The sequence below is a fragment of the Leclercia sp. LTM14 genome (assembly GCF_023736175.1).
Classification (GTDB): Bacteria; Pseudomonadota; Gammaproteobacteria; order Enterobacterales; family Enterobacteriaceae; genus Enterobacter; species Enterobacter barmai.
Map to the genome: position 1 here is coordinate 212,475 of NZ_JAIKTT010000003.1, position 24,196 is coordinate 236,670.

Genomic DNA, 24,196 nt, shown 5'->3' on the forward strand with positions numbered 1-24,196 from the left:
ACTCAGGCTACGCCGCCCGTGGCGCGCAGCAGCAGGTCGTCCTGTATCTGCTCGCTGAGCAGGGATCTGCCCCGGGCGTCGAGCATTTCACGGCACCAGGCCTGTGCCAGCGGTGGAGAAGCATGGCGCAGCATCTGCGCGCCCGCGCCCAGCAGGTATATCTGCCGGGCGATCTCCCTGCCCTGGGCCTCCTGCGGTTTGCGCAGTTTCTGCTGGAGCTGCCGCCAGCTGCGATCGAAATGGCGATCCTGGCCTTTGACCTCGGCAAAATCCGCCGCGAGCAGATCGAGCACGCCTGGCTGCTTCGCCAGCACCCGCAGCACGTCCAGCCCCATAATGTTGCCCGAGCCTTCCCAGATGCTGTTGACCGGCATCTCGCGGTACAGGCGCGGCAGCTCGCTCTCTTCGCAATAGCCGATCCCTCCCAGCACCTCCATCGCTTCCGCAACGAACGGGATGCCCGCTTTACAGATCGCCAGCTTCGCGGCCGGGGTAAACAGCCGCGCCCACAGCACCTCGTGCTCGTTATCACGGCGATCCCATGCCCGCGCCAGGCGGAACAGAAACGCCGTCTGGCCTTCAAGCTGCAGCGCCATGCGGCTTAACACGTCGCGCATCAGCGGCTGATCGATCAGGTTTTTACCAAAAGTCTGTCGCTGGTGGGCGTGGTACAGCGCCACCGAGAAGGCCCGGCGCATCAGGCCGTGGCTGCCGAGGGCGCAGTCGAAACGGGTGAGGCCGCCCATCTTCAGGATCTGGCGCACCCCTTCCCCCTCTTCCCCCAGCAGCCAGCCGGTGGCGTCGAGAAACTCGGCTTCGCTGCTGGCGTTCGAGCGGTTCCCCAGCTTGTCTTTCAGACGCTCCAGATGCACGGCATTGCGCAGGCCGTCGGGCAGAAAACGGGGAACGAAGAAGCACGACAGGCCGCCTTTGGCCTGGGCCAGCACCAGGTGCGCATCGCTTTGCGGCACCGAGAAAAACCACTTATGCCCCACCAGCCGGTAGCTGCCGTCGCTGCAGCGCTCTGCCCGGGTGGTGTTGCTCAGGACATCCGACCCGCCCTGCTTCTCCGTCATCCCCATCCCGATTAACAGGCCGCGCTTCTGGTTGCCCGGGGCGAGATGCGAGTCGTAGCGGTCGCTCAGCAACGGCGTCAGCCAGTCGTGAAACGCCCGCGGTAGGGCCTGCTGCAACAGCGGCGTGGCGGCATGGGTCATGGTGATCGGGCAGAGCGTGCCGGCTTCCACCTGGGCATGCAGAATAAAACGTGCCGCCCGGGCCACGAAGGCCCCTTTTCGCGCCTCCTCTTCCCACGCCAGGTTATGGACCCGGTTGGCGCAGAGCCCCTGCATCAGCAGGTGCCAGGCGGGGTGAAAGCGCACATCGTCCAGCCGGGTTCCGCTGGCATCATAGCGCAGCAGTTCGGGCGGATTGACGTTAGCCAGGCGGCCAAGCTCCAGAGATTCCGCCGTCCCCAGCTGTTGACCGATGCTGGCGAGAAGGTCAGCGTCCCAGTCGGCACCTTCACGATTGACCGCTTCACACAGGGCACGATCGGAAAGAAAAAGGTTGCTGTTGGTAAGTGGCGCAGGCTGATTAAAAACAGTGTGTGTCTGCCAGTGCATAGTGTATCCCTCCATCTGTGGCAACGGAGTAAGTATGGACAGACCGGGCCACATTACCGCCACTCTCAAGCGTGAACATGGTCACACAATGAGCGAATAATAAATTTCTTATCGGATGTTATGGTGAATAATTTATTCTCGACTCATGGAGAGAATAACAATGCACAACACACAACGGGCGCCGGATGCCCACAAACGCGCTTTGATTGCTGGCTCCATCGGCAACTTCATAGAATGGTACGAATTTGCGGTGTACGGTTTTCTGGCCACCGTGGTTGCGAAAAACTTCTTTCAGCTCAGCGGTGAAGCGGGGCTGACCAGCCTGATCCTCACCTACGCCTCGTTCGCCATCGCCTTTTTCTTCCGCCCGCTGGGTGCCATCGTATTTGGCCGGATTGGCGATCGCATCGGGCGCAAGCCCACGCTGATTATCGTGCTGGTGATGATGACGCTGGCAACGGCGGCAATCGGCCTCGTGCCGGTGTATGCCAGCATCGGCATTGCCGCACCGCTGATTATCACCGGCCTGCGGATCCTGCAGGGGCTTTTCGCTGGTGGCGAATATGGCGGTGCAGTGTCTCTGATGACCGAGTTCGCCCCGCGCGGTAAACGCGGGCTGTACGGCGCATGGCAGTCCTTTACCGTTGCGCTGGGCCTGCTGGCCGGAGCGGGCATCGTGGCGCTGCTCTCTGCGCTGCTGACGCCAGAAGCCCTGCACGACTGGGGCTGGCGCATTCCGTTCTTTATCGCCCTGCCGCTGGGGGCGGTGGCCCTGTGGCTGCGGGTGAGCATGGAAGAGACGCCGAGCTTCGTGAAGCAGCAAACCAAACCGGTGGCCGTAAAGGCGCGCACCCGCGACACGCTGAAGGCCATTGTCATGGGCATAGGTCGGGTGATGGTGTGGTCCGCCGCGGGCTATACCTATCTGGTGATCATGCCCGCCTATCTGCAATCAGCCCTGCATACCGGTTTTAACCAGGCGCTGCTGATTGCGGTGATCTCAAATATCGGCTTTGCGCTGACCATTATCCCGTCGGGCATGCTCAGCGACCGCATCGGACGCCGGACGGTAATGGTGATTGCCGCCGCGCTGCTGCTGATCCTCGCCCTGCCGCTGCTGAAAATTCTGCAGGCGGAGTCCAGCACGCTGGCGGTGAAAGCGATAGTGGTGCTGATCGCCGGTGGTCTGGTGGGGATGCTGGCAGGACCAGGACCGGCCATGCTGTCAGAGATGTTCCCGACGCGGGTGCGCTATACCGGGCTGGGGCTGGCCTATTCCCTGTCGAACGCTATTTTCTCGGGCTGTGCGGGGTTAATCATTACCGGGCTGATTAAAGAGACGGGGAACCTGGATATTCCGGCGTATTACGTAATGGCGACGGCGGTGGTAAGTATTTTTGCGCTGATGACGCTTAAGAAGGATGACCATTTGCGGTCGCTGGAGGAGTGACAGCGCCGGGTGGCGCTGCGCTTACCCGGCCTACGGGACCGTGCATATTGTTGTGCCGGGTCTATGTTTTGTAGGCCGGGTAAGGCGTAGCCGCCACCCGGCAAAACCACAAAGCCTTACCCGCGCTGGCGCACCGCTTCAAACAGGCAGATGCCGGTTGCTACGGAGACGTTCAGGGACGAGACGCTGCCCGCCATCGGAATGCTGATCAGCTCGTCGCAGTGCTCGCGCGTCAGGCGGCGCATGCCTTCCCCTTCCGCACCCATCACCAGCGCCAGACGGCCGGTCATTTTGCTCTGGAACAGGGTATGGTCCGCTTCACCCGCGGTGCCGACAATCCAGATGTTCTCTTCCTGCAGCTGACGCATGGTGCGCGCCAGGTTAGTCACGCGGATCAGCGGCACGTTCTCCGCGGCGCCGCAGGCCACTTTCTTGGCCGTCGCGTTGAGCTGCGCGGAGCGGTCTTTCGGCACGATCACCGCATGGACGCCCGCCGCATCGGCGCTACGCAGGCAGGCACCGAGGTTGTGCGGATCGGTCACGCCGTCGAGGATCAGGAAGAACGGGTTATCCAGCGCGGCAATGAGATCCGGCAGATCGTTCTCCTGATACTGGCGGCCCGGCTTCACGCGGGCGATGATCCCCTGGTGTACCGCACCTTCACTTTTCTCATCCAGATACTGACGGTTCGCCAGCTGGATCACCACGCCCTGCGCTTCCAGCGCGTGGATCAGCGGCATCAGGCGTTTGTCTTCACGCCCTTTCAGAATAAACACTTCCTGAAAACGCTCCGGTGCGCGCTCCAGCAGGGCCTGCACCGCGTGGATGCCGTAAATCATTTCACTCATTGATGGTTCTCATTAATTACTGTTCACCTCTCCCTGCCGGGAGAGGATCAAGGTCAGGGGAGAATTACTCCGCCACTTTTTTCTTCGCTGCCCGCTTCGCTTTGGTCGCGGCAGCTATTTTCTGGGTCTTTGCCGACGGTTTTTTCGCCGCTCTGGCCTCTTTCTTCGCGGCCTTCGGCTTCTGTTTTTTCTCGCCGCGGAACGCACTATCCGGCTCGAAGTTTACTCGCTTACCGGCCTGACGGCGTTTGCCGCTGGTTTTACCGGCAGCGCCTTTCTTCGCTTTCTCGCGCTCGGTTTTACCCACGTTGCGCGGCGCACGTTCGCTGGAGATCAGGCTAAAGTCGATTTTACGCTCGTCCATGTTGACGGCTTCAACCTTCACTTCCACGCGATCGCCCAGGCGATACGTCTGACCGCCAGATTCGCCAATCAGGCGCTGACCAACCTGGTCAAACCGGTAGTAGTCATTGTCCAGGGATGAAACATGAACCAGACCATCAATAAACAGTTCATCAAGGCGGACAAAGAAGCCGAAGCCGGTGACGCTGGCAATGACGCCCTTAAACACGTTGCCGACCTGATCTAACATGAAGTCACACTTCAGCCAGTCAGCAACGTCGCGCGTCGCTTCATCAGCACGGCGTTCGGTCATTGAACAGTGCTGGCCCAGCTGCAGCATCTCTTCCATAGAGTAGTGGTAACCACCGGTCTCCGTGGTGTTGCCCTTATGCCCCTGCTCATGCGCCAGCAGATACTTAATGGCACGGTGCAGGGAGAGATCCGGATAGCGACGGATAGGCGAGGTGAAGTGCGCATACGACTGCAGCGCCAGACCAAAGTGACCGCGGTTTTCAGGATCGTAAATCGCCTGCTTCATAGAGCGCAGCAGCATGGTTTGCAGCATTTCTGCGTCAGGACGATCGGCGATAGATTCCAGCAGCTCGGCGTAATCGCGCGGCTCCGGCTTATTGCCGCCGGGCAGCTCAAGGCCCAGCTCCGCCAGTACGGTGCGGAAGGAGGTGATTGCCTCGGTGGTCGGTTTATCGTGAATACGGAACAGCGCAGGCTCTTTGGCTTTCTCAACAAAGCGTGCCGCAGAGATGTTCGCCAGGATCATGCACTCTTCAATCAGCTTGTGAGCATCGTTACGCTGGGTCTGTTCGATACGCTCAATACGACGCTCGGCGTTAAAGATGAACTTCGCCTCTTCACTCTCAAATGAGATACCGCCGCGCTCTTCACGTGCCTGATCCAGCACCTTATAGAGGTTGTGCAACTCCTCGATGTGCTTCACCAGCGGAGCATACTGCTCACGCAGATCCTGGTCACCCTGCAGCATATGCCACACTTTGGTGTAGGTCAGACGCGCATGTGAACTCATCACCGCTTCATAGAATTTGTAACCGGTTAAACGCCCTTTGTTGGAGATGGTCATTTCACAAACCATGCACAGACGGTCAACCTGCGGGTTGAGCGAGCACAGACCGTTAGAGAGCACTTCCGGCAGCATCGGCACTACCTGCGACGGGAAGTAAACCGAGGTGCCGCGGTTACGCGCTTCACCGTCCAGCGGCGTACCGGTACGGACGTAGTAGCTCACATCGGCAATGGCTACCCACAGACGCCAGCCGCCACCGCGTTTTTTCTCGCAGTACACGGCGTCATCAAAGTCGCGAGCGTCTTCGCCATCAATGGTAACCAGCGGCAGGCTGCGCAGATCCACGCGGCCCGCTTTTGCCGACTCCGGCACCTGCTCTTTCAGGCCTTCAACCTGCTCTTCAACCGCTTTTGGCCAGACGTGTGGGATTTCATGGGTGCGAAGCGCCATATCCACGGCCATGCCGGTACCCATGTTATCGCCCAGCACCTCGACAATCTTACCGATCGCTTTGGTGCGGCGGGTTGGACGCTGGGTCAGTTCAACGACCACCACAAAGCCCATTCGCGCGCCCATCACCTCTTCAGGTGGAATAAGGATGTCAAAGCTCAGGCGGCTGTCGTCCGGTACCACAAAACCTACACCGGCATCGGTGAAGTAGCGGCCCACAATCTGGCTGGTTTTTGGCACCAGCACGCGCACGACGCGCGCTTCACGACGGCCTTTGCGGTCTGCACCCAGCGGCTGGGCCAGGATCTGGTCGCCGTGAATGCACATCTTCATCTGTTCAGAGGAGAGGTACAGGTCGTCCTTGCGGCCTTCGACACGCAGGAAGCCGAAACCATCACGGTGACCAATCACCATGCCTTTCAGCAGATCGAGACGTTCTGGCAGGGCATAGCACTGGCGGCGGGTAAAGACGAGTTGTCCATCGCGCTCCATGGCGCGCAGACGACGGCGAAGGGCTTCGATTTGCTCTTCGCCTTCAATGTTTAATTCAACGGCAAGTTCTTCACGGTTGGCAGGCTTTTCGCGTTTTGTGAGGTGTTCAATGATGAACTCGCGGCTGGGGATAGGGTTCGCGTATTTTTCGGCTTCGCGTTCCTGGAAAGGATCTTGTGACATATCGGTTCCTCCGTTGTCATCTCCGGTGGACGTTTTCTTCATTCCACCAGCAATAATTTATACAGCGGTTGATTCTCTTCAACCAAATCGGCCAGCGTGTAGTTATCCAGCTCCATGAGAAAACTTTGCACGGCCTTAGAAAGCGCCTGTTTCAGTCGACAGGCGGGGGTAATGTGGCAGAACGCGCTGCTGCAGTTCACCAGAGACAATGGCTCCAGTTCGCGCACCACATCACCAACACGAATACTCTGTGCCGGTTTACCCAGGCGAATGCCGCCATTTTTCCCGCGGACGGCAGCAACGTATCCGGCACGGCTAAGTTGATTGATTATTTTGACCATATGATTACGGGACACACCGTACACCTCTGTCACCTCAGAGATACTGGTCATTTTCCCATCGGGTAACGACGCCATGTAGATCAGCGCGCGTAATCCGTAATCGGTGAAACTTGTTAACTGCACATCAACCTCAGGAAAGGGTAAAACGCGGGAGTTCCGCAGAGATATTCATTAATGATGATAAACCAGCCAGATAGTCAACGGCGAATTTATTTGACAGACGGGGCGAAAAAGCGGGGATCCAGAAGCGGTCGCCGGATGGCGCTACGCTTATCCGGCCTACGGGTCACCCCGCAGGCCAGTATTCACGAAGATTATGCGTCGAACGGGTCGCGCAGGATCATCGTTTCAGAACGATCCGGGCCGGTAGAGATAATATCAATCGGCACACCGGTCAGTTCTTCAATACGCTGGATGTAGTCCAGCGCCGCCTGCGGCAGGCCGCTACGCTCTTTCACGCCAAAGGTGGTCTCAGACCAGCCAGGCATGGTTTCGTAGATTGGCTCAATACCCTGCCAGTCGTCTGCAGCCAGCGGAGTGGTCGTCACTTCGCGGCCATCCGGCATACGGTAGGCAACACAGATTTTCACTTCTTTCAGGCCGTCCAGCACGTCCAGCTTGGTCAGGCAGAAGCCAGACAGGGAGTTGATCTGCACCGCACGGCGCACAGCAACTGCATCCAGCCAGCCGGTACGACGACGACGACCGGTGGTCGCGCCAAACTCGTTACCTTGCTTGCACAGGAACTCGCCGGTTTCATCAAACAGCTCGGTCGGGAATGGACCGGCACCCACGCGAGTGGAGTAAGCTTTGATGATCCCCAGAACGTAATCCACATAACGCGGACCCAGGCCAGAGCCGGTTGCCACGCCACCTGCGGTGGTGTTAGAGGAGGTTACGTACGGATAGGTACCGTGGTCAATATCCAGCAGCGTACCCTGCGCACCTTCGAACATGACGAAATCGCCACGTTTGCGCGCCTGGTCCAGCAGATCGGACACATCAACAACCATACCGGTCAGGATGTCAGCGATTGCCATGACATCATCCAGCACTTTCTGGTAGTCAACAGCGTCAACTTTGTAGAAATTCACCAGCTGGAAGTTGTGATATTCCATCACTTCTTTCAGTTTTTCAGCAAAGGTGGCTTTGTCGAACAGGTCGCCAACGCGCAGGCCGCGACGGGCAACTTTATCTTCGTAAGCCGGGCCAATACCACGACCGGTTGTACCGATCGCTTTCGCGCCGCGCGCTTTTTCACGCGCCAGGTCCAGCGCAACGTGGTAGTCGAGGATCAGCGGACAGGCTTCGGAGAGCAGCAGACGCTCGCGAACCGGGATGCCACGGTCTTCCAGGCCTTTCATCTCTTTCATCAGCGCAGCAGGAGACAGCACAACACCGTTACCGATGATGCTGGTCACATTGTCACGAAGAATACCTGATGGAATAAGATGGAGGACGGTTTTTTCACCGTTGATTACGAGAGTATGGCCAGCGTTATGACCACCCTGATAGCGTACAACAAATTTAGCACGTTCAGTCAGAAGATCGACGATCTTCCCTTTACCTTCGTCACCCCATTGGGTGCCCAGTACGACGACGTTGTTACCCATTTTCAAAATCACCGATTGCTTAAAAATGGATTCTACCATCGGTTTTGATGATGTTCAGCTTTTTTTGTATACAAATTTCGGCGAAATTGGCGGGTTCCTCGCCAGTTAAACGATTACCTCAATATCTTGTGTGACGTGCCGATTTTCATCACAAGCGGTGCGGTACAGACCGCATAAAAACAGGATGAAGTGATAACCGCTTTTGTTTCATCGTTAGACGTTACCGCTTCCTGTTATGAGTAAATGTGATTTAACGAGATGAAATAAAATTCATAAACCACTGGTATTGCTGAATATTTAAAAGGTTGTCAGGATCCTTTCGCGCCCCATGAGGGGGCGGCATAAACTCATTAATTAGGATGATTAAAATGAAAGAATTAACAATCGTAGAAATGGAATACGTTGGTGGTGCGGGCTGGCTGCAGGATGGGCTGGCATCTCTGGGCGGTAAAATTGGTGAAAAGGCGTGGTCAATGGGCTCTGATCTGCTGACAGTTGAGCTGCCGCTGTTTGGTACCATCAATCTTGCCACTGTTGCCCCGGATCTGGGCAAAAACCTCGGTACTTCTGTTGGCAAAACCGTGGGCGGAACCATTGAATCTACCCTGGCAAATCTTCCGGTTGTCGGTAACCTGCTGAATAAATGGCTTGGCAACTGAGTAATAGAGTAGCATGAAAAAAATGGCGCCTCAGAGAGGCGCCATTATCATTTTTTGAAGCCGGGAAATCAGCGAGTGGTTGTCGGTGACTTCATATAGCGGAAGAAATCGCTGTCCGGGCTTAGAACCATCACGTCCTGATTGCTCTTAAAGCTGCTCTCATAAGCACGCAGGCTACGGATAAAGGCGTAGAAGTCCGGATCCTGGCTGAACGCATCGGCGAACAGTTTCGCGGCTTCGGCATCGCCTTCACCACGCTGGATACGACCCTGACGCTCCGCTTCTGCCAGCGTTTTGGTCACTTCATAGTCCGCGGTCGCACGCAGTTTCTCTGCCTCTTCCTGACCTTGTGAACGATGGCGACGCGCTACCGCTTCACGTTCTGCACGCATACGGTTGTAGATCGCTTCAGACACTTCAGTCGGCAGGTTGATCTGCTTGATACGCACGTCAACTACTTCAATACCTAACGCCGCCATACTGTTCGGGTTAATGACCGCGACTTTACCGTTGGTTTCAGCCTGAACGCGCTCCGCCGCTTTGGCGATTGCATCGTCAGCCGCTGGGGTTGTCACTTCATCTTCCGTGCCCGCAGAGCCGGAGTTCAGCGCATCGCGCACTTCCAGGGTCAGACGGCCGCGGGAGTCGGTAACGATGTCTTTCACATCCAGACGACCGATTTCCGAACGCAGACGGTCAGAGAACTTACGTTTCAGCAGCACTTCTGCCTGTGAAACATCGCCACCGCCTGTCGCCAGGTAGTAACGGCTGAAGTCGCTGATACGCCATTTGATATAGGAATCGACGATCAGGTCTTTCTTCTCTTTGGTCACAAAGCGATCGGCCTGGTTATCCATGGTCTGGATACGGGCATCCAGCGTTTTTACCGATTCGATCATTGGGATCTTAAAGTGCAGACCCGGCTCGTAAACCAGCGGTTTGTTTTCGCTGTCACGCAGAACTTTGCCAAAACGCAGGGTAATACCGCGCTCACCCTCTTTTACGACAAAAATAGAGGTATAAAGCACGACCAGCACGATGATGATGATCGCAATAACTGACTTACGCATCGTTATTCCCCCTGACGCTGGTAGTCGTTACGCTGCGCGTTGGCGCGGCGTTGGTCCATGATGTCACCATCGCTTGAAGAAGAGCTGGTGTTGGCGCTGGAGTTACCCGTTGACGCAGGTGGCAGACGCAGCAGGTTATTCGCCCCGCTGTTGTCGTTCTTCGCGCCCGCGGCGTTACCGCCTTTCAGCATCTGATCCAGCGGCAGAACCATCAGGTTGCCATTTTTGCTGTCATTGACCAGCACCTTACGGGTGTGGCTCAGCACTTTCTCCATGGTCTCGATATACAGACGCTCACGGGTAATTTCCGGTGCGGCTTTATATTCAGGCAGCAGCTTCGCAAAACGCGCCACTTCACCCTGTGCTTCGAGGATGGTCTGAGTCTTGTAGGCGCGCGCTCTTCGAGGATACGCTGTGCCTGGCCGTTTGCACGCGGCTGAACTTCGTTGATGTACGCTTCCGCTTCACGGATGTACTGCTGTTCGTTTTCACGGGCAGCAATCGCATCGTCAAACGCGGCCTTCACCTCTTCCGGCGGACGAGCGGCCTGGAAGTTGACGTCCAGCAGGGTGATACCCATGTTGTACGGACGAATGGTCTCTTCCAGCTCGCGCTGGGTATCGCTACGAATAACGGTACGACCTTCGGTCAGAATGCGATCCATGGTGTATTTACCGATTACGCCACGCAGGGCGCTGTCGGTAGCCTGACGCAGGCTGTCATCTGCGCTGGTCACGCTGAACAGATAGTGCTGCGGATCGGTTACGCGATACTGCACGTTCATCTCAACGCGCACGACGTTCTCATCGGACGTCAGCATCACGCCAGAGGCCGCCAGTTCACGTACCGATTCAACGTTCACCGCCGTGACGTCATCGATAAAGGTTGGCTTCCAGTTCAGGCCTGGCTCAACCAGATGGCTGAATTTACCAAAACGGGTAACAACACCGCGCTCGGCTTCTTTGATTGTGTAGAACCCGCTGGCTGCCCAGATGATCACCGCTGCTGCTGCAACAATGCCCACCACGCGACCGCCCATATGAGGACGCGGCCCCTGGCCATTACCACCGCCAGTGCCTTTACCACCGCCAAGTCCGCCCAGCTTTTTACTCAGCTTGCGGAAGATATCATCCAGATCGGGTGGCCCCTGCTCGCGACCACCTTTGTTGCCATTTCCCCCGGAGTTGCCGCCTTGATTATTGCTGCTCCCCCACGGGTCGCGGTCTTGTCCGTTATTACCGGGCTGATTCCACGCCATGTATGTGCTCCATATTTGTTATGCGGTGATATACCCTCAAACGCCTGTGCAGCGATGCGGGTATCCCAAAGGGCAAAATCCTTCAGGCATCTCCTTTCCGGTCAGACGACGTAGTCGACCAGCGCAGGTTCTTGTTTACAGAGGCGACGCCAGTCAACGATTGGCATACGTACCTGCAACCCCACGCTGCCGTCATCCTCCATCCACTCTTTTTCTATCGCCTGAAGCTGATAAAAACGGCTGCGCAGTCGGCCTTCTTCTGGCGGGAGACGCAGCGTGTGCTGAGCCACTTCACCGGAAAGGCGTTCTGTTAAGGCCTGGAAAAGCAGTGGTACACCAACACCGGTCTGAGCAGATAGCCAGACCCGAATCGGTATGTTCTCTTCATTCCTGTCGATACGTGGCTCAAAACCGTCCAGCATATCGATCTTGTTCATCACCAGCAGCGTTGGGATCTCGTGGGCATCAATCTCTTCCAGCACGATATTCACTGCATCAATATTTTCCTGCAGGCGGACATCCGCAGCGTCAATGACGTGCAACAGCAACGTTGCCTGACGTGTCTCCTGCAGAGTCGCTTTAAACGCGGCCACCAGATCGTGCGGCAGATGACGGATAAACCCAACGGTATCCGCCAGCACGGTTTCACCCACGTCCGTCACGTCTATGCGGCGCAGCGTCGGATCCAGGGTCGCAAACAGCTGGTCTGCAGCATACACCTGGGCTTCGGTTATCTGGTTAAACAGGGTGGATTTACCGGCGTTGGTATAACCGACCAGCGACACCGTCGGGATGTCTGCTTTCTGTCGGGAGCGGCGCCCCTGCTCGCGTTGCTTCTCAACTTTTTCCAGTCGTGAGAGGATCTGGGTAATACGGCCACGCAGCAAGCGACGGTCGGTTTCGAGCTGGGTTTCACCCGGGCCGCGCAAACCAATCCCGCCCTTTTGTCGTTCAAGGTGTGTCCAGCCACGCACCAGGCGCGTCGCCAGATGGCGCAGCTGCGCCAGCTCAACCTGCAGTTTCCCTTCATGGGTACGTGCACGTTGGGCAAAAATGTCTAAAATCAAACCCGTCCGATCGATAACCCGGCATTCGCACAGACGTTCCAGGTTGCGTTCCTGGGCCGGTGTCAACGCGTGATCGAACAGCACGACTGATGCGCCAGTCGCTTTAACGGCATCCGCAATCTCTACTGCTTTACCTTCACCAACAAAATACTTTGGGTGCGGCGCTTTACGGCTACCGGTAATCACCTGCATTGCTTCGACACCGGCGGAAGAGACCAGAGATTCAAACTCCTGGAGATCTTCCATATCTTTGTCTTGCGAAAAATAGATGTGTACCAGCACCGCCTGCTCACCGGCATCGTAACGGTCAAACAAGCGTAAACCCCTCAAAAAAGATCAGCGGGGAACGCAGAAAACCTGGCTCCCCGATATGGAAATAACAGCCAGTAACCTTATTCGGTTTCTTCGCTGTCCTGCGCAGGCGCTGAAGAGCCCTGTGCGTTGCTGCCGTGATGGTAGTTACTGGAGCCGCCGCCAGCGTTATTGCTGTGATGAGATACCGGGCGAGACGGAACAACAGTAGAAATCGCGTGCTTGTAGACCATCTGGCTGACCGTGTTTTTCAACAGGATCACGAACTGATCGAAAGATTCAATCTGACCTTGCAGCTTAATACCATTCACCAAATAAATAGAAACTGGAACACGTTCCCGACGCAGTGCGTTCAAGAACGGATCTTGTAAAGATTGCCCCTTAGCCATTCTATCTTTTCCTTATATGCTTGTTTTGTACTTAGAACCTTGCGATTCTGAAAAATTGCGCACGATACGGCTTAATTGTACACATTCAGTCTGCGATATCACCAACAACCTGTAATACATCGTGTAACGCCTGTTGCGGCTTTTCACTGTCTAACCAGTGAACCCCGTCCCAACCGCGCAACCAGGTTATCTGGCGCTTCGCCAACTGTCTCGTGGCGCAAATACCTCGATAAACCATTTCATCATGTGATATTTCACCTTCAATGTATGACCACATCTGGCGATAACCCACACAACGAATGGAAGGCATGTCCGTATGCAAATCTCCACGGGCAAATAGCGCCCGCACTTCTGCTTCAAAATCTGAAGCCAACATCTGATGAAAACGCTGCTCAATTCGCTGATGGAGCAGTTCACGGCTCGCCGGGGCGATGGCGAACTGATGCACCTGATACGGCAGAGCCTCTCCTGACGTTTGCGTCAGTTCCGTTAAAGTTTTACCCGAAATGAAAAAAACTTCCAGTGCCCGGGAAAGCCTTTGCGGATCATTTGGATGAATACGTGCTGCAGCAACCGGATCGATCTCTGCCAGTTGCTCATGCAGCGCACCCCACCCCTGCTCTGCTGCCTGATGCTCAATCTTTGCTCTTACTGCCGGATCGGCCGAAGGTAGCGGCGACAGCCCTTCCAGTAAGGCTTTGAAATACAGCATTGTTCCGCCCACCAGCAGCGGGATACGTCCTGCTGCTGTGATCTCAGCCATATGCGCCAGCGCATCGCGACGAAAATCAGCCGCCGAATAAGCCTGCGCCGGGTCGAGAATGTCCAGTAATCGGTGCGGTGCCGCGCGTAACTCGTCTGCGTTAGGCTTTGCCGTACCAATATCCATCCCCTGATAAATAAGGGCGGAATCAACGCTAATCAACTCTACTGGCAAAACTTTACGTAACTCAATGGCTAACGCAGTTTTGCCCGAGGCCGTTGGCCCCATCAAAAATATCGCCTTTGGCAGGCTGGTATTACTCAAGTCACTCATTTTTCAGGGCGGTCTTAGCCGGTTGTAAATCTATAAGTTGCAACAAACCACCCGGCGGCGCTTTCACCAGATGCGGACAGAGACGTTCGACCTCTGCCAGCACGGTGATAGCCTGCGCCATGCTCCACGTCGGGTGGTCGCTTGCCAGCTGGCGGGCGATCCACTGCGCGGTATTGGCGGCATCAAACGTTGTCTGCTGCGCCAGGTAGCCTATCAGTTCAGGAATCAAGTTTTGTAAATTTTGTTGGCGTAAGGGTAAAGGCACGGCACGAAGCGTGACATGATGCGACTCCTGCACCATTTCAATACCCATTTCAGCAAGGGCAGCCTGATGACGCTGCACAACCTGCGTCTCCTGCGGTGAGATTTTTATCCGCACCGGGATCAGCAACGGCTGTGCACAGGCCTGATGCGGACCAGGCGCCAGCTGCGCCTGTTTCAGCCAGCGTTCCGCGACCGGCAGGGAGAGCAGCGTCAGCTGACCGTCACGCTCCAGCAGCGCCGCATCGGGCGCGACGATGGTCAGCACCCGGCCAAAACTCTGGCTATGGCTCGCCAGCGCTGGCGTCGTGGGGACGACCTCATCCGCTTTTTGCGCCGGAGCCGGAGTGTCGAGCAAGGTGCGATATACCGCTCCCGCCTGCTTCTGGTAGCCCGGCTGGGCATGAGGATAATTCGCGCCAGACGCACGGGGGGCTGAGCCGCCAGACGAAAAACGCGGGGCGGCAGGTTCCCGCGCCACCGCGGGTTCAGCAAACTGGTTTCTGCCCGCCGCAACACGGTTCTCCGGGATCGAACGTGGAGCAGGCACCTCTTCGCTCAACGGCAAGCCCGGCTCGGCCTGCTGCTGCAATACGCTCAGCACGCCCTGATAGATAAAGTCATGTACCAGCCGCGACTGATGAAAACGCACTTCATGTTTCGCCGGATGGACGTTGACGTCCACCTGATGCGGGTCGATCTCCAGATACAGCACAAAAGCGGGCTGCTCGCCGGCGCCCAGTTTATCCTCGCACGCCTGGCGGATCGCATGGTTGATGAGACGGTCACGCATCATGCGGCCGTTCACGTAGCAATACTGGATCTCGGCAAATGCGGAACTGTTCGCTTTCGGATCCGCTACCCAGCCGCGCAGGGTCAGATCGCCATGCTGCCACTCAATGGCCAGCGCCTGTTCCAGGAACGGGGTTCCGCAGATGGCGCCAAGCCGACGCTCTTTCTGCCCGCCCTGCGCCACGGCGCGGTACTGACGCATCACCTTGCCGTTGTGGCTCAAATTGATGGTGACATCGAAGCGCGCCAGGGCGATACGGCGAATGATCTCGTCGATATGGCCGAATTCGGTTTTCTCGGTGCGCATAAACTTGCGCCGGGCGGGAGTGTTATAGAAGAGATCCAGCACTTCCAGCGTTGTACCCACCGGGTGCGCGGCAGGTTTCACCGTCACGTCCATATCCCGCCCTTCGGCGTAAGCCTGCCAGGCTTCCTGCTGTTCAGCGGTGCGGGAGGTGAGCGTCAGGCGGGAGACAGAGCTAATACTGGCCAGCGCTTCGCCGCGAAAACCGAGGCTGATGATGGCTTCAAGGTCGTCGAGGGAGGCAATTTTACTGGTGGCGTGGCGAGCCAGCGCCAGTGCCAGCTCCTCTTTTTTAATACCGCAGCCGTTATCGCGAATTCGAATGAGTTTCGCACCGCCGCGTTCGATATCAATATCGATGCGGGTCGCGCCCGCATCGAGACTGTTTTCCACCAGCTCTTTCACGACCGACGCAGGACGTTCCACCACCTCACCGGCGGCGATTTGGTTCGCAAGCTGCGGCGGCAGAACCTGAATCGGCATGAAATCTCCTTAATGGGTCGAGGACGACTCGCCCGGTAACATGGCGGTCTGCTCCGCGCCACCCTGTGGTGCAGACTGGAGCGGATGCGCATCAAAGTACTTACGCAGGCCCTTGTAAATCGCTTCAGCAATCTGCTGCTGATAGCTGTCGCTGGCCAGCAGGCGCTCTTCACCGTTATTACTGATAAAGCCCGTCTCCACGAGGATGGACGGGATATCCGGCGAGCGCAGCACGCCCAGGCTGGCATGTTCCGGACGGCGCTTATGCAGGGAACCCACGCTTTGCAGCTGGCTCAGGACGTTAGTCGCCACATCATACCCGACGCGCTGGGAATGGCCGAACTGTAAATCCAGCACCGCCTGGCTCAGGTAGGGATCCGACTGGCTGTTCGCCAGTACGTCACCTGCCCCGCCTAACAGCTCGGATTGCTTTTCATGTTCCTCAAGCCAGTTTGCCATTTCGCTGTTAGCACGACGGTTGGAAAGCACCCATACGGATGCCCCCGTCGCGTTGCGGTTGGGAGCGGCATCGGCGTGCACAGAGACGAGGAAATTAGCGTTCTGCTGGCGCGCCACGTCTGAGCGGCCCATGACCGAGATAAAATAATCGCCGTCACGGGTTAACACACCTTTAAACATCGGGTCGTCGTTCAGCAAGGTCCGCAGCTTACGGGCAATGGCAATGGTCACGTTCTTCTCACGCGTACCACCCGGTCCGATGGCGCCAGGATCATCGCCACCGTGTCCGGCATCAATCGCAATAATGACTTTATCGCCGTTTACCTGACGGCGCGCCTGCGCTGCCGGACGGGTCACCGTGTTGCTGCTGGTGACGCTGGTAATACGATCGCTGCCGGATTTAAACGGATTTCGCGCTGGCTCTGAAGGGCGCGGCGCAACGACAGGCTCCTCCATACGCTTCACCACCACCGGTGGCGGAGGAGGCGGAGGAGGCGGCGGTGGCGCATCGGCGTTGATGGTAAAGACCACCATGTAGTTCGCACCGTTCTGCTGCTTCACCGCCCGGGTCTTGCCGTTTTGGGTTAAATCGACCACCAGACGCAGGGACTGCGCGTCTTTTGGCGTACCTGAACGGATGCTTTGCACCAGGTTATTGCCGCTGAACTGGAGCGGCAGCCCTTTGATAACGCCGGTCTGTTTGATATCCAGCGCAACGCTGCGCTTATCGACCTGCGAAAACGCATACTCAGGATCGCCCATAAAGCTGAAGGTGATCCGGGCCTGATTGTCTCCGTTGGAAACCTGAATATCGGACAATGTTGCCGCCCCGGCCTGTGCACAAAACAGCACCGTTGCTGCTATCAACCAACTTTTAACGCGATTAATCATCCCGTTATCTCTTAACTTAACCGGCTAAACGCGCCAGTATCGATTTTCCTGATGCAGAGACAGCAGTCACGCGGGCCTCACGCCCTTGCGCCTGATACTCCAGGTGAATTTCAACGTCGGGTTCAGGCAAGACGCCGGTACCCTGCTGCGGCCATTCGACGAGGCAAATGGCATCGTTGGCGAAGTAGTCACGGATCCCCATAAATTCCAGCTCTTCAGGATCGGCAAGGCGATAGAGATCGAAGTGGTACACCATCAGGTTTTCCAGGGTGTAGGGCTCAACCAGCGTGTAGGTTGGGCTTTTCACATTTCCCTGATGCCCCAGCGCCTTCAAGAAGCCCCGGCTAAAGGTGGTCTTACCCGCACCAAGATCGCCATACAGATAGATGACGGTTGCGCCCTCGCAGGCCTGCGCCACGCGCTGGCCGAGATCTAAAGTTGCCTGTTCGTCGGGTAAAGGGATCACTCGATTAATCATTTTCTACGTCAATTGTTTTCGGGTTAACGACACGCCGTAGCGCGTCAAAAAGATCGGTTGCCAGCATGCCGCGCGTGCCGTACTGGTCCGCCTGCCTGTCGGCAGCTGCACCATGCGCGACGCAGCCTGCGCAGGCGGCATCATAAAGCGCCAGTTTCTGTCCGAGCAACGCTCCGATAATACCCGAGAGCACGTCGCCCATTCCGCCGCTCGCCATTCCGGCATTGCCGACATCCACGATGCCTGCCATGCCGCTCTCGCTGGCGACGACGGTACCGGCGCCTTTCAGAACCACAACACCACCGTAACGTTTTACCAGACGCTGGGCAGAATGTAAGCGATCGCTTTCAATTTCTGCAACGCTGCAGTTAAGCAGCCGCGCGGCTTCGCCAGGGTGCGGCGTCAGGATGCGATTGTGACGTTTATCCGGGTTGATTGCCAGAAGGTTCAGCGCGTCAGCGTCCCACAGCATCGCATGCCGGAAGTTCTCGACCTTGCGTAATGCCTCTTTCCCCCATGACTCCTGCCCCAGACCGGGTCCAATCACCACCACATCGGCCCATTGCAGGCTGTCTTCCAGCGCCTCTGGCGTCAGTTCATGCACCATAAGTTCAGGCCGGGCGGTGACGATCGGCGCGATATTTTCGCTGCGCGTCAGCACGCGCACCAGCCCCGCCCCCGTACGCAGCGCCGCTTCGCCGGTCATGCGGATAGCGCCCGCAGTGCCGTGGTCGCCGCCGATAATCACCAGCCTGCCGTGATCGCCCTTATGGGATGTGGGACGGCGTGGCGGCAGCCACTGCGCCAGATGCGAGGCATCAAAGCGCGTAATACCCGTCTCCTGCCCGGCGAGCCAGCCCTCCAGTCCAAGGGCGTTATGATGCAACGTCCCGACCACATCCCGCGCTTTACCGGTCAGCAGGCCGGGTTTAAGGGCGATAAACGTCACCGTATGGTCAGCTTGAATGACCGCACCCGGCGTGGTGCCCGTCTGGGCAACCAGCCCGGAAGGAATATCCAGCGCCACGATGGGCGCTTTATGTTGGTTTGTATGGGTGATTAATCCGGCGACCTCATCGCGAGGTGCGCTGTGTAAGCCGGTTCCCAGCAGGCCGTCGACGATCAGGTCGATACCTTCCGGCCAGGGCGTATCCGCGGCATGGATCATTCCCGCCGCGTCCAGCCAGGCTTGCCGCGCGTTTGTTGCCTCTTCCGGAAGCGGTTTGTCGCTTTCAAGCGCCAGCAGCGTGACGGTAATGCCTGCGGCAAGCGCCAGGCGGGCAACCACATAGCCATCGCCGCCGTTATTGCCATGACCGCACAGGATCAGCCAGTGGCGGGACTGCGGGTATGCCGTGCGGGCAACGGTGAAAGCCGCCTCGCCCGCGCGCTGCATCAGTTCGTAAAGGGTTATGCCGAGACTGTCTGCCGCCTCTTTTTCGGCGCGCCGCAGGTCATCCGCGGGCCAGACAGAGTGTGGTATACTTGCAGGGTTTTTCTTCACAGTATGGTCCGTCATGTCACAGCCCCTCGATCTCAATCAGTTAGCGCAAAACATTAAACAGTGGGGCGCTGAGCTTGGTTTTCAACACGTGGGTATCACCGATACCGATCTCTCTGCCAGCGAGCCAAAGCTGCAGGCATGGCTGGATAATCAATACCACGGCGAGATGGAGTGGATGGCGCGCCACGGCATGATGCGCGCCCGCCCGCATGAACTCTTGCCGGGAACCCTGCGCGTGATCAGCGTGCGTATGAACTACCTTCCCACCGGGGCCGCTTTTGCCAGTACGCTGAAAAATCCGTCGCTGGGCTATGTCAGCCGTTATGCCCTGGGGCGTGATTATCATAAACTTTTGCGTAACCGACTCAAAAAGCTTGGGGAAAGGATTCAGGAGCAGTGCGCCACGCTGAATTTTAGACCCTTTGTCGATTCTGCGCCTGTTCTCGAGCGCCCGCTGGCTGAAAAAGCCGGGCTCGGCTGGACAGGTAAGCACTCACTTATCCTCAGCCGCGACGCCGGCTCTTTCTTCTTCCTTGGCGAGTTGCTGGTTGATATCCCTTTACCGGTGGATAAACCGGTTGAAGAAGGCTGCGGCCGCTGCGTGGCCTGTATGACTATCTGCCCCACCGGGGCCATTGTCGAGCCGTATACCGTCGATGCCCGCCGCTGCATCTCGTACCTGACCATTGAACTTGAAGGGGCCATCCCGGAAGAGTTTCGTCCCTTAATCGGCAATCGCATCTACGGCTGCGATGACTGCCAGCTGATCTGCCCGTGGAACCGTTACTCGCAGTTAACGGAAGAGGACGACTTCAGCCCCCGCAAGGCATTGCACGCGCCTCCGCTGATCGAACTGTTCGCCTGGAGCGAAGCCTGGTTCCTGAAAGTGACAGAAGGATCGGCGATTCGCCGTATTGGTCACCTGCGCTGGCTGCGTAATGTCGCCGTTGCGCTGGGAAATGCCCCCTGGGATGAGGCCAATATTCAGGCGCTGGAAAGTCGCCGGGGTGAGCACCCACTTCTCGATGAGCACATAGAGTGGGCGGTTGCGCAGCAAATAGACAAGCGAAACGCCTGTGTGGTGGAGGTGCAATTACCGCAGAAAATCAGGCTGGTACGCGTGATCGAAAAAGGGCTGCCGCGCGATGCATGATGTTTCCACAGGCTGTGAATAAAAATTAAAAGCCAGAAGTACTCTGGGTGCGGCTACAGGTCAAGTGATCGGCTTAACAATTTGAAATGAAATTTTATTTATAATTTTCAAGGAATTATAAAGTTACTATTCATCAGGCGAAGTAATTGAGTAATCGTCAGAAAAAGACAAAGCTGTGGATAAGTCTGTTAAGAAGAGTTTGTCAGAAATGAAACAAATCATCCCTGACGGGGCTTTCCGCTGTGGATATCTGGAGGAGGAGATAAAATTTGGAGCGGGAAACGAGACTCGAACTCGCGACCCCGACCTTGGCAAGGTCGTGCTCTACCAACTGAGCTATTCCCGCTTAATCTTCGTCTTTCAAGCCGCCACTGCGTTGGCTGCCTTCACTCACCTTAGTCACTTACTTAAGTAAGCTCCCAAGGATTCGTTCAGTTGCCGCCTTGTTGCAACTTGAAATCCTGCGATTTTGGTGGTGTGTATCTTGCGATACCTTTCAAATTTTGGAGCGGGAAACGAGACTCGAACTCGCGACCCCGACCTTGGCAAGGTCGTGCTCTACCAACTGAGCTATTCCCGCATAATCTTCGTCTTTCAAGCCGCCTTGTTGCAACTCGAAATCCTGCGATTGGTGGTCTTACTGCGCAGCAAACAGATTTGGAGCGGGAAACGAGACTCGAACTCGCGACCCCGACCTTGGCAAGGTCGTGCTCTACCAACTGAGCTATTCCCGCAAAATCTGTGCTGTCGTAACGATGAATTCTCTGTCGTTACGGGAGGCGCATTATACGAGAAATCTTTCCTCCTGCAACCCCCTCAAAAGCGTTTTTTTATAAATTTAGTTCAAGCGCTGCAATATTCATCACATTGTACAGATTTAGAGCGCAATACCCCGGCAGACGCAGCGCTGCCGGGAAGAGTGCTTATAAATTAATAAAATGTTCGCGGTAGTAAGCCAGCTCCGCCACTGACTCACGGATGTCATCCATGGCCTGATGGGTGCCCTGCTTCTTAAAGCCGTCGAGGATTTCTGGTTTCCAGCGACGCGCCAGCTCTTTCAGGGTGCTGACATCAAGATAACGGTAGTGGAAATAAGCCTCCAGCTCCGGCATGTACTTAAACAGGAAGCGGCGATCCTGGCCGATGCTGTTGCCACAAATCGGTGACTTGCCCTGCGGCACCCACTGCTTCAGAAATTCGATTGTTGCCAGCTCAGCTTCGCGGTCGCCCTGGGTACTGGCTTTCACGCGATCCACCAGCCCGCTGCCGGTGTGGGTACGCACGTTCCAGTCATCCATCAGCGCCAGCTGTTCGTCGGACTGATGTACGGCAATGGTTGGCCCTTCCGCCAGGATATTCAGGTTCGCGTCGGTCACCAGCGTGGCGATCTCGATAATGCGATCGCGCTCGGGATCCAGTCCGGTCATCTCCAGATCGATCCAAATCAGATTGTTTTCATCTGCACTCATGTTATTTTCCACCCTTCTCGCATAACCGGCCGTGGCAGGTTAACTAGTATTAATTAGTGTGTATCATAGAGGTTTTGCCCAATATGGGCGACCAGGAGCCAGCACGATTGAGTAAAAATAAACTCTCCAAAGGGCAGCAGCGCCGCGTAAAAGCCAACCATCAGCGCCGCCTTAAAACCACTTCGGAGAAGGTCGACTACGACGACAACCTGTTTGGCGAGCCCGCGGAAGGCGTCGTGATTAGCCGCTTCGGTATGCATGCCGACGTGGAGTCTGCCGATGGCGACGTTCACCGCTGTAACATTCGCCGCACCATCCGCTCGCTGGTCACCGGTGACCGCGTGGTATGGCGTCCGGGCAAAGCTGCCGCAGAAGGCGTAGCGGTGAAAGGGATCGTGGAAGCCGTGCATGAGCGCACGTCGGTATTAACGCGCCCTGACTTCTACGACGGCGTAAAACCGATTGCCGCCAATATCAATCAGATCGTGATTGTCTCTGCCATTTTGCCGGAACTGTCGCTGAACATTATCGACCGTTATCTCGTCGCCTGTGAAACTCTGCAGGTAGAACCGTTGATCGTGCTGAACAAGATTGATTTACTCGACGACGACGGTATGAGCTTCGTTAACGAGCAGATGGATATCTATCGCAAGATTGGCTACCGCGTGCTGATGGTTTCAAGCCGTACGCAGGATGGGCTGAAGCCGCTCGAAGAGGCGTTGACCGACCGCATCAGCATTTTTGCCGGCCAGTCCGGGGTGGGTAAATCCAGCCTGCTGAACAACCTGCTCGGCTTGCAGCAAGAGATCCTGACTAACGACGTTTCTGATAACTCGGGTCTGGGTCAGCACACTACTACCGCCTCACGTTTGTATCATTTCCCGCACGGCGGGGATGTGATCGACTCCCCTGGGGTGCGTGAATTTGGTCTGTGGCATCTCGAACCCGATCAGATCTTTAACGGCTTTGTCGAATTCCTCGACTATCTAGGCGCGTGTAAATACCGCGACTGTAAGCATGATAACGACCCCGGCTGCGCCATTCGTGCCGCGGTTGAAAACGGTGAAATTGCGGAAACCCGCTTTGCGAATTATCACCATATTCTAGAAAGCATGGCGCAGGTAAAAACGCGTAAAAGCTTTTCTGAATCTGATGACTGACAACTAAGCTAAGCGTCGCTAAAATCGTCCCCTTTTTTCAGGTTCCGGCTGTCTGACGGCCGGATCAGGAACGACAAAACAATGGCCTGGAGGCTACCTTGTTAAACTCATTTAAACTTTCGCTTCAATACATTCTGCCGAAACTGTGGCTCACTCGCCTGGCGGGCTGGGGCGCGAGCAAACGAGCGGGCTGGCTGACGAAGCTGGTAATCGATCTGTTCGTGAAATACTACAAGGTCGATATGAAGGAAGCGCAGAAGCCGGATACTGCCAGCTACCGCACCTTCAATGATTTCTTTGTCCGCCCACTGCGCGACGAAGTGCGTCCCCTGAATACTGACCCGAACGTGCTGGTGATGCCTGCCGACGGCGTGATCAGCCAGCTGGGCGCTATCGAAAACGACAAGATTTTGCAGGCTAAAGGCCACAACTACAGCCTCGAGGCCCTGCTGGCCGGTAACTACATAATGGCGGATCTGTTCCGCAACGGTACGTTTGCCACCACCTACCTGTCGCCGCGCGACTATCACCGCGTGCATATGCCGTGCAACGGCATCCTGCGCGAGATGATCTACGTGCCGGGCGACCTGTTCTCGGTTAACCACCTGACGGCGCAAAACGTACCGAACCTGTTCGCCCGTAACGAGCGCGTTATCTGCCTGTTCGATACCGAGTTTGGCCCGATGGCGCAGATTCTGGTGGGTGCGACCATTGTTGGCAGCATTGAAACGGTCTGGGCTGGCACCATTACGCCACCGCGTGAAGGCGTGATCAAACGCTGGACGTGGCCTGCGGGCGAAAGCGAAGGCTCGGTGGCGTTGCTGAAAGGCCAGGAGATGGGACGCTTCAAGCTCGGCTCCACCGTTATCAACCTGTTTGCCCCAGGCAAAGTGCAGCTGGCAGAGCAGCTCGAAAGCCTCTCCGTGACCAAACTCGGCCAGCCGCTGGCGGTATCGACGGAACCCTTCGTCACGCCGGATGCAGAGCCTGCGCCGCTGTCAGAAGAAGAAATTGCCGCCGAACTCGACGCCAGCCCGCTGGTTGACGACAAGAAAGACGAAAGCTAAG

19 protein-coding genes, 3 tRNA genes and 1 pseudogene are annotated in these 24,196 nt (G+C 56.7%); 5 read left to right on the plus strand and 18 right to left on the minus strand.

The window, feature by feature from the left end; all coding sequences use genetic code 11:
* Positions 1-2: 2 nt before the first annotated feature.
* Complete coding sequence (locus K5I40_RS09915; protein WP_223074464.1) at positions 3-1,625, minus strand: isovaleryl-CoA dehydrogenase; 1,623 nt, start codon at positions 1,623-1,625, stop codon at positions 3-5.
* A gap of 160 nt (positions 1,626-1,785) precedes the next feature.
* Here K5I40_RS09915 and K5I40_RS09920 point away from each other — a divergent pair, with 160 nt between their 5' ends.
* Complete coding sequence (locus K5I40_RS09920) at positions 1,786-3,075, plus strand: MFS transporter (RefSeq protein WP_223074465.1); 1,290 nt, start codon at positions 1,786-1,788, stop codon at positions 3,073-3,075.
* Positions 3,076-3,191: 116 nt separating this feature from the next.
* Here the strand turns inward: K5I40_RS09920 and rlmB are convergent, their stop codons facing one another.
* The 4 genes from rlmB to K5I40_RS09940 all read right to left on the minus strand — a co-directional run bounded on the left by rlmB (position 3,192) and on the right by K5I40_RS09940 (position 8,383).
* On the minus strand, positions 3,192-3,923 hold the full coding sequence (gene rlmB, locus K5I40_RS09925) for a 23S rRNA (guanosine(2251)-2'-O)-methyltransferase RlmB (protein WP_039028446.1): 732 nt from the start codon (positions 3,921-3,923) through the stop codon (positions 3,192-3,194).
* Positions 3,924-3,987: 64 nt separating this feature from the next.
* On the minus strand, positions 3,988-6,429 hold the full coding sequence (gene rnr / locus K5I40_RS09930; protein WP_039028445.1) for a ribonuclease R: 2,442 nt from the start codon (positions 6,427-6,429) through the stop codon (positions 3,988-3,990).
* A gap of 38 nt (positions 6,430-6,467) precedes the next feature.
* The gene (gene nsrR / locus K5I40_RS09935; protein WP_039028444.1) at positions 6,468-6,893 is read right to left on the minus strand and encodes a nitric oxide-sensing transcriptional repressor NsrR; all 426 of its coding nucleotides are present in this window, start codon (positions 6,891-6,893) and stop codon (positions 6,468-6,470) included.
* A gap of 191 nt (positions 6,894-7,084) precedes the next feature.
* Positions 7,085-8,383 carry an adenylosuccinate synthase gene (locus K5I40_RS09940; protein ID WP_039028486.1) on the minus strand — a complete coding sequence of 433 codons (1,299 nt, stop codon included), beginning with the start codon at positions 8,381-8,383 and terminating at the stop codon, positions 7,085-7,087.
* Between the two features lie 368 nt (positions 8,384-8,751).
* Here K5I40_RS09940 and K5I40_RS09945 point away from each other — a divergent pair, with 368 nt between their 5' ends.
* Positions 8,752-9,042 (plus strand): hypothetical protein, encoded by a 291-nt coding sequence (locus tag K5I40_RS09945; protein ID WP_223074466.1) that lies wholly within the window; start codon positions 8,752-8,754, stop codon positions 9,040-9,042.
* Positions 9,043-9,110: 68 nt separating this feature from the next.
* On the opposite strand, the gene hflC is transcribed toward K5I40_RS09945, so the two are convergent.
* From hflC to nnr, 9 genes and pseudogenes are all read right to left on the minus strand, one after another.
* Positions 9,111-10,112: a protease modulator HflC gene (hflC, locus tag K5I40_RS09950; RefSeq protein WP_039028443.1), complete on the minus strand. Its 1,002-nt coding sequence runs from the start codon at positions 10,110-10,112 to the stop codon at positions 9,111-9,113.
* Positions 10,113-10,114: 2 nt separating this feature from the next.
* Positions 10,115-11,370: pseudogene (gene hflK, locus K5I40_RS09955) on the minus strand (FtsH protease activity modulator HflK).
* Between the two features lie 101 nt (positions 11,371-11,471).
* Positions 11,472-12,752, minus strand: coding sequence for a ribosome rescue GTPase HflX (gene hflX / locus K5I40_RS09960; protein ID WP_039028441.1), 1,281 nt, complete (start codon positions 12,750-12,752; stop codon positions 11,472-11,474).
* Between the two features lie 77 nt (positions 12,753-12,829).
* Complete coding sequence (gene hfq, locus K5I40_RS09965; protein ID WP_032616179.1) at positions 12,830-13,138, minus strand: RNA chaperone Hfq; 309 nt, start codon at positions 13,136-13,138, stop codon at positions 12,830-12,832.
* 85 nt (positions 13,139-13,223) lie between these two features.
* Positions 13,224-14,174, minus strand: a complete 951-nt coding sequence (miaA, locus tag K5I40_RS09970) for a tRNA (adenosine(37)-N6)-dimethylallyltransferase MiaA (RefSeq protein ID WP_138370085.1) — start codon at positions 14,172-14,174, stop codon at positions 13,224-13,226.
* A complete protein-coding gene (mutL, locus tag K5I40_RS09975) occupies positions 14,167-16,014 on the minus strand; it encodes a DNA mismatch repair endonuclease MutL (protein WP_223074467.1) in 1,848 nt (615 codons plus the stop codon). The genes miaA and mutL overlap by 8 nt, the downstream gene beginning before the upstream one ends.
* 9 nt (positions 16,015-16,023) lie before the next feature.
* Positions 16,024-17,364, minus strand: coding sequence for an N-acetylmuramoyl-L-alanine amidase AmiB (gene amiB / locus K5I40_RS09980; RefSeq protein ID WP_223074468.1), 1,341 nt, complete (start codon positions 17,362-17,364; stop codon positions 16,024-16,026).
* A 16-nt stretch (positions 17,365-17,380) separates the two neighbouring features.
* A complete protein-coding gene (tsaE, locus tag K5I40_RS09985; protein ID WP_223074469.1) occupies positions 17,381-17,842 on the minus strand; it encodes a tRNA (adenosine(37)-N6)-threonylcarbamoyltransferase complex ATPase subunit type 1 TsaE in 462 nt (153 codons plus the stop codon).
* Positions 17,835-19,361, minus strand: a complete 1,527-nt coding sequence (nnr, locus tag K5I40_RS09990; protein ID WP_223074470.1) for a bifunctional ADP-dependent NAD(P)H-hydrate dehydratase/NAD(P)H-hydrate epimerase — start codon at positions 19,359-19,361, stop codon at positions 17,835-17,837. Before nnr ends, tsaE begins: the two co-directional genes overlap by 8 nt.
* On the opposite strand from nnr, the gene queG reads away from it, so the two are divergent.
* Complete coding sequence (queG, locus tag K5I40_RS09995; RefSeq protein WP_039028435.1) at positions 19,360-20,499, plus strand: tRNA epoxyqueuosine(34) reductase QueG; 1,140 nt, start codon at positions 19,360-19,362, stop codon at positions 20,497-20,499. The genes nnr and queG overlap by 2 nt on opposite strands.
* A 270-nt stretch (positions 20,500-20,769) precedes the next feature.
* Here the strand turns inward: queG and K5I40_RS10000 are convergent.
* The 4 genes from K5I40_RS10000 to orn all read right to left on the minus strand — a co-directional run bounded on the left by K5I40_RS10000 (position 20,770) and on the right by orn (position 21,968).
* A tRNA-Gly gene (locus tag K5I40_RS10000) sits at positions 20,770-20,845 on the minus strand.
* Between the two features lie 158 nt (positions 20,846-21,003).
* Positions 21,004-21,079: transfer RNA gene (locus tag K5I40_RS10005), tRNA-Gly, on the minus strand.
* Between the two features lie 78 nt (positions 21,080-21,157).
* Positions 21,158-21,233 (minus strand) — tRNA-Gly (locus K5I40_RS10010).
* 189 nt (positions 21,234-21,422) lie between these two features.
* Positions 21,423-21,968, minus strand: coding sequence for an oligoribonuclease (gene orn / locus K5I40_RS10015; protein WP_039028434.1), 546 nt, complete (start codon positions 21,966-21,968; stop codon positions 21,423-21,425).
* 107 nt (positions 21,969-22,075) lie between these two features.
* On the opposite strand from orn, the gene rsgA reads away from it, so the two are divergent.
* Positions 22,076-23,128, plus strand: coding sequence for a small ribosomal subunit biogenesis GTPase RsgA (rsgA, locus tag K5I40_RS10020; RefSeq protein WP_171029960.1), 1,053 nt, complete (start codon positions 22,076-22,078; stop codon positions 23,126-23,128).
* A gap of 98 nt (positions 23,129-23,226) precedes the next feature.
* Positions 23,227-24,195 (plus strand): archaetidylserine decarboxylase, encoded by a 969-nt coding sequence (gene asd, locus K5I40_RS10025; RefSeq protein WP_139564035.1) that lies wholly within the window; start codon positions 23,227-23,229, stop codon positions 24,193-24,195.
* The last annotated feature ends 1 nt before the right edge of the window (position 24,196 follow it).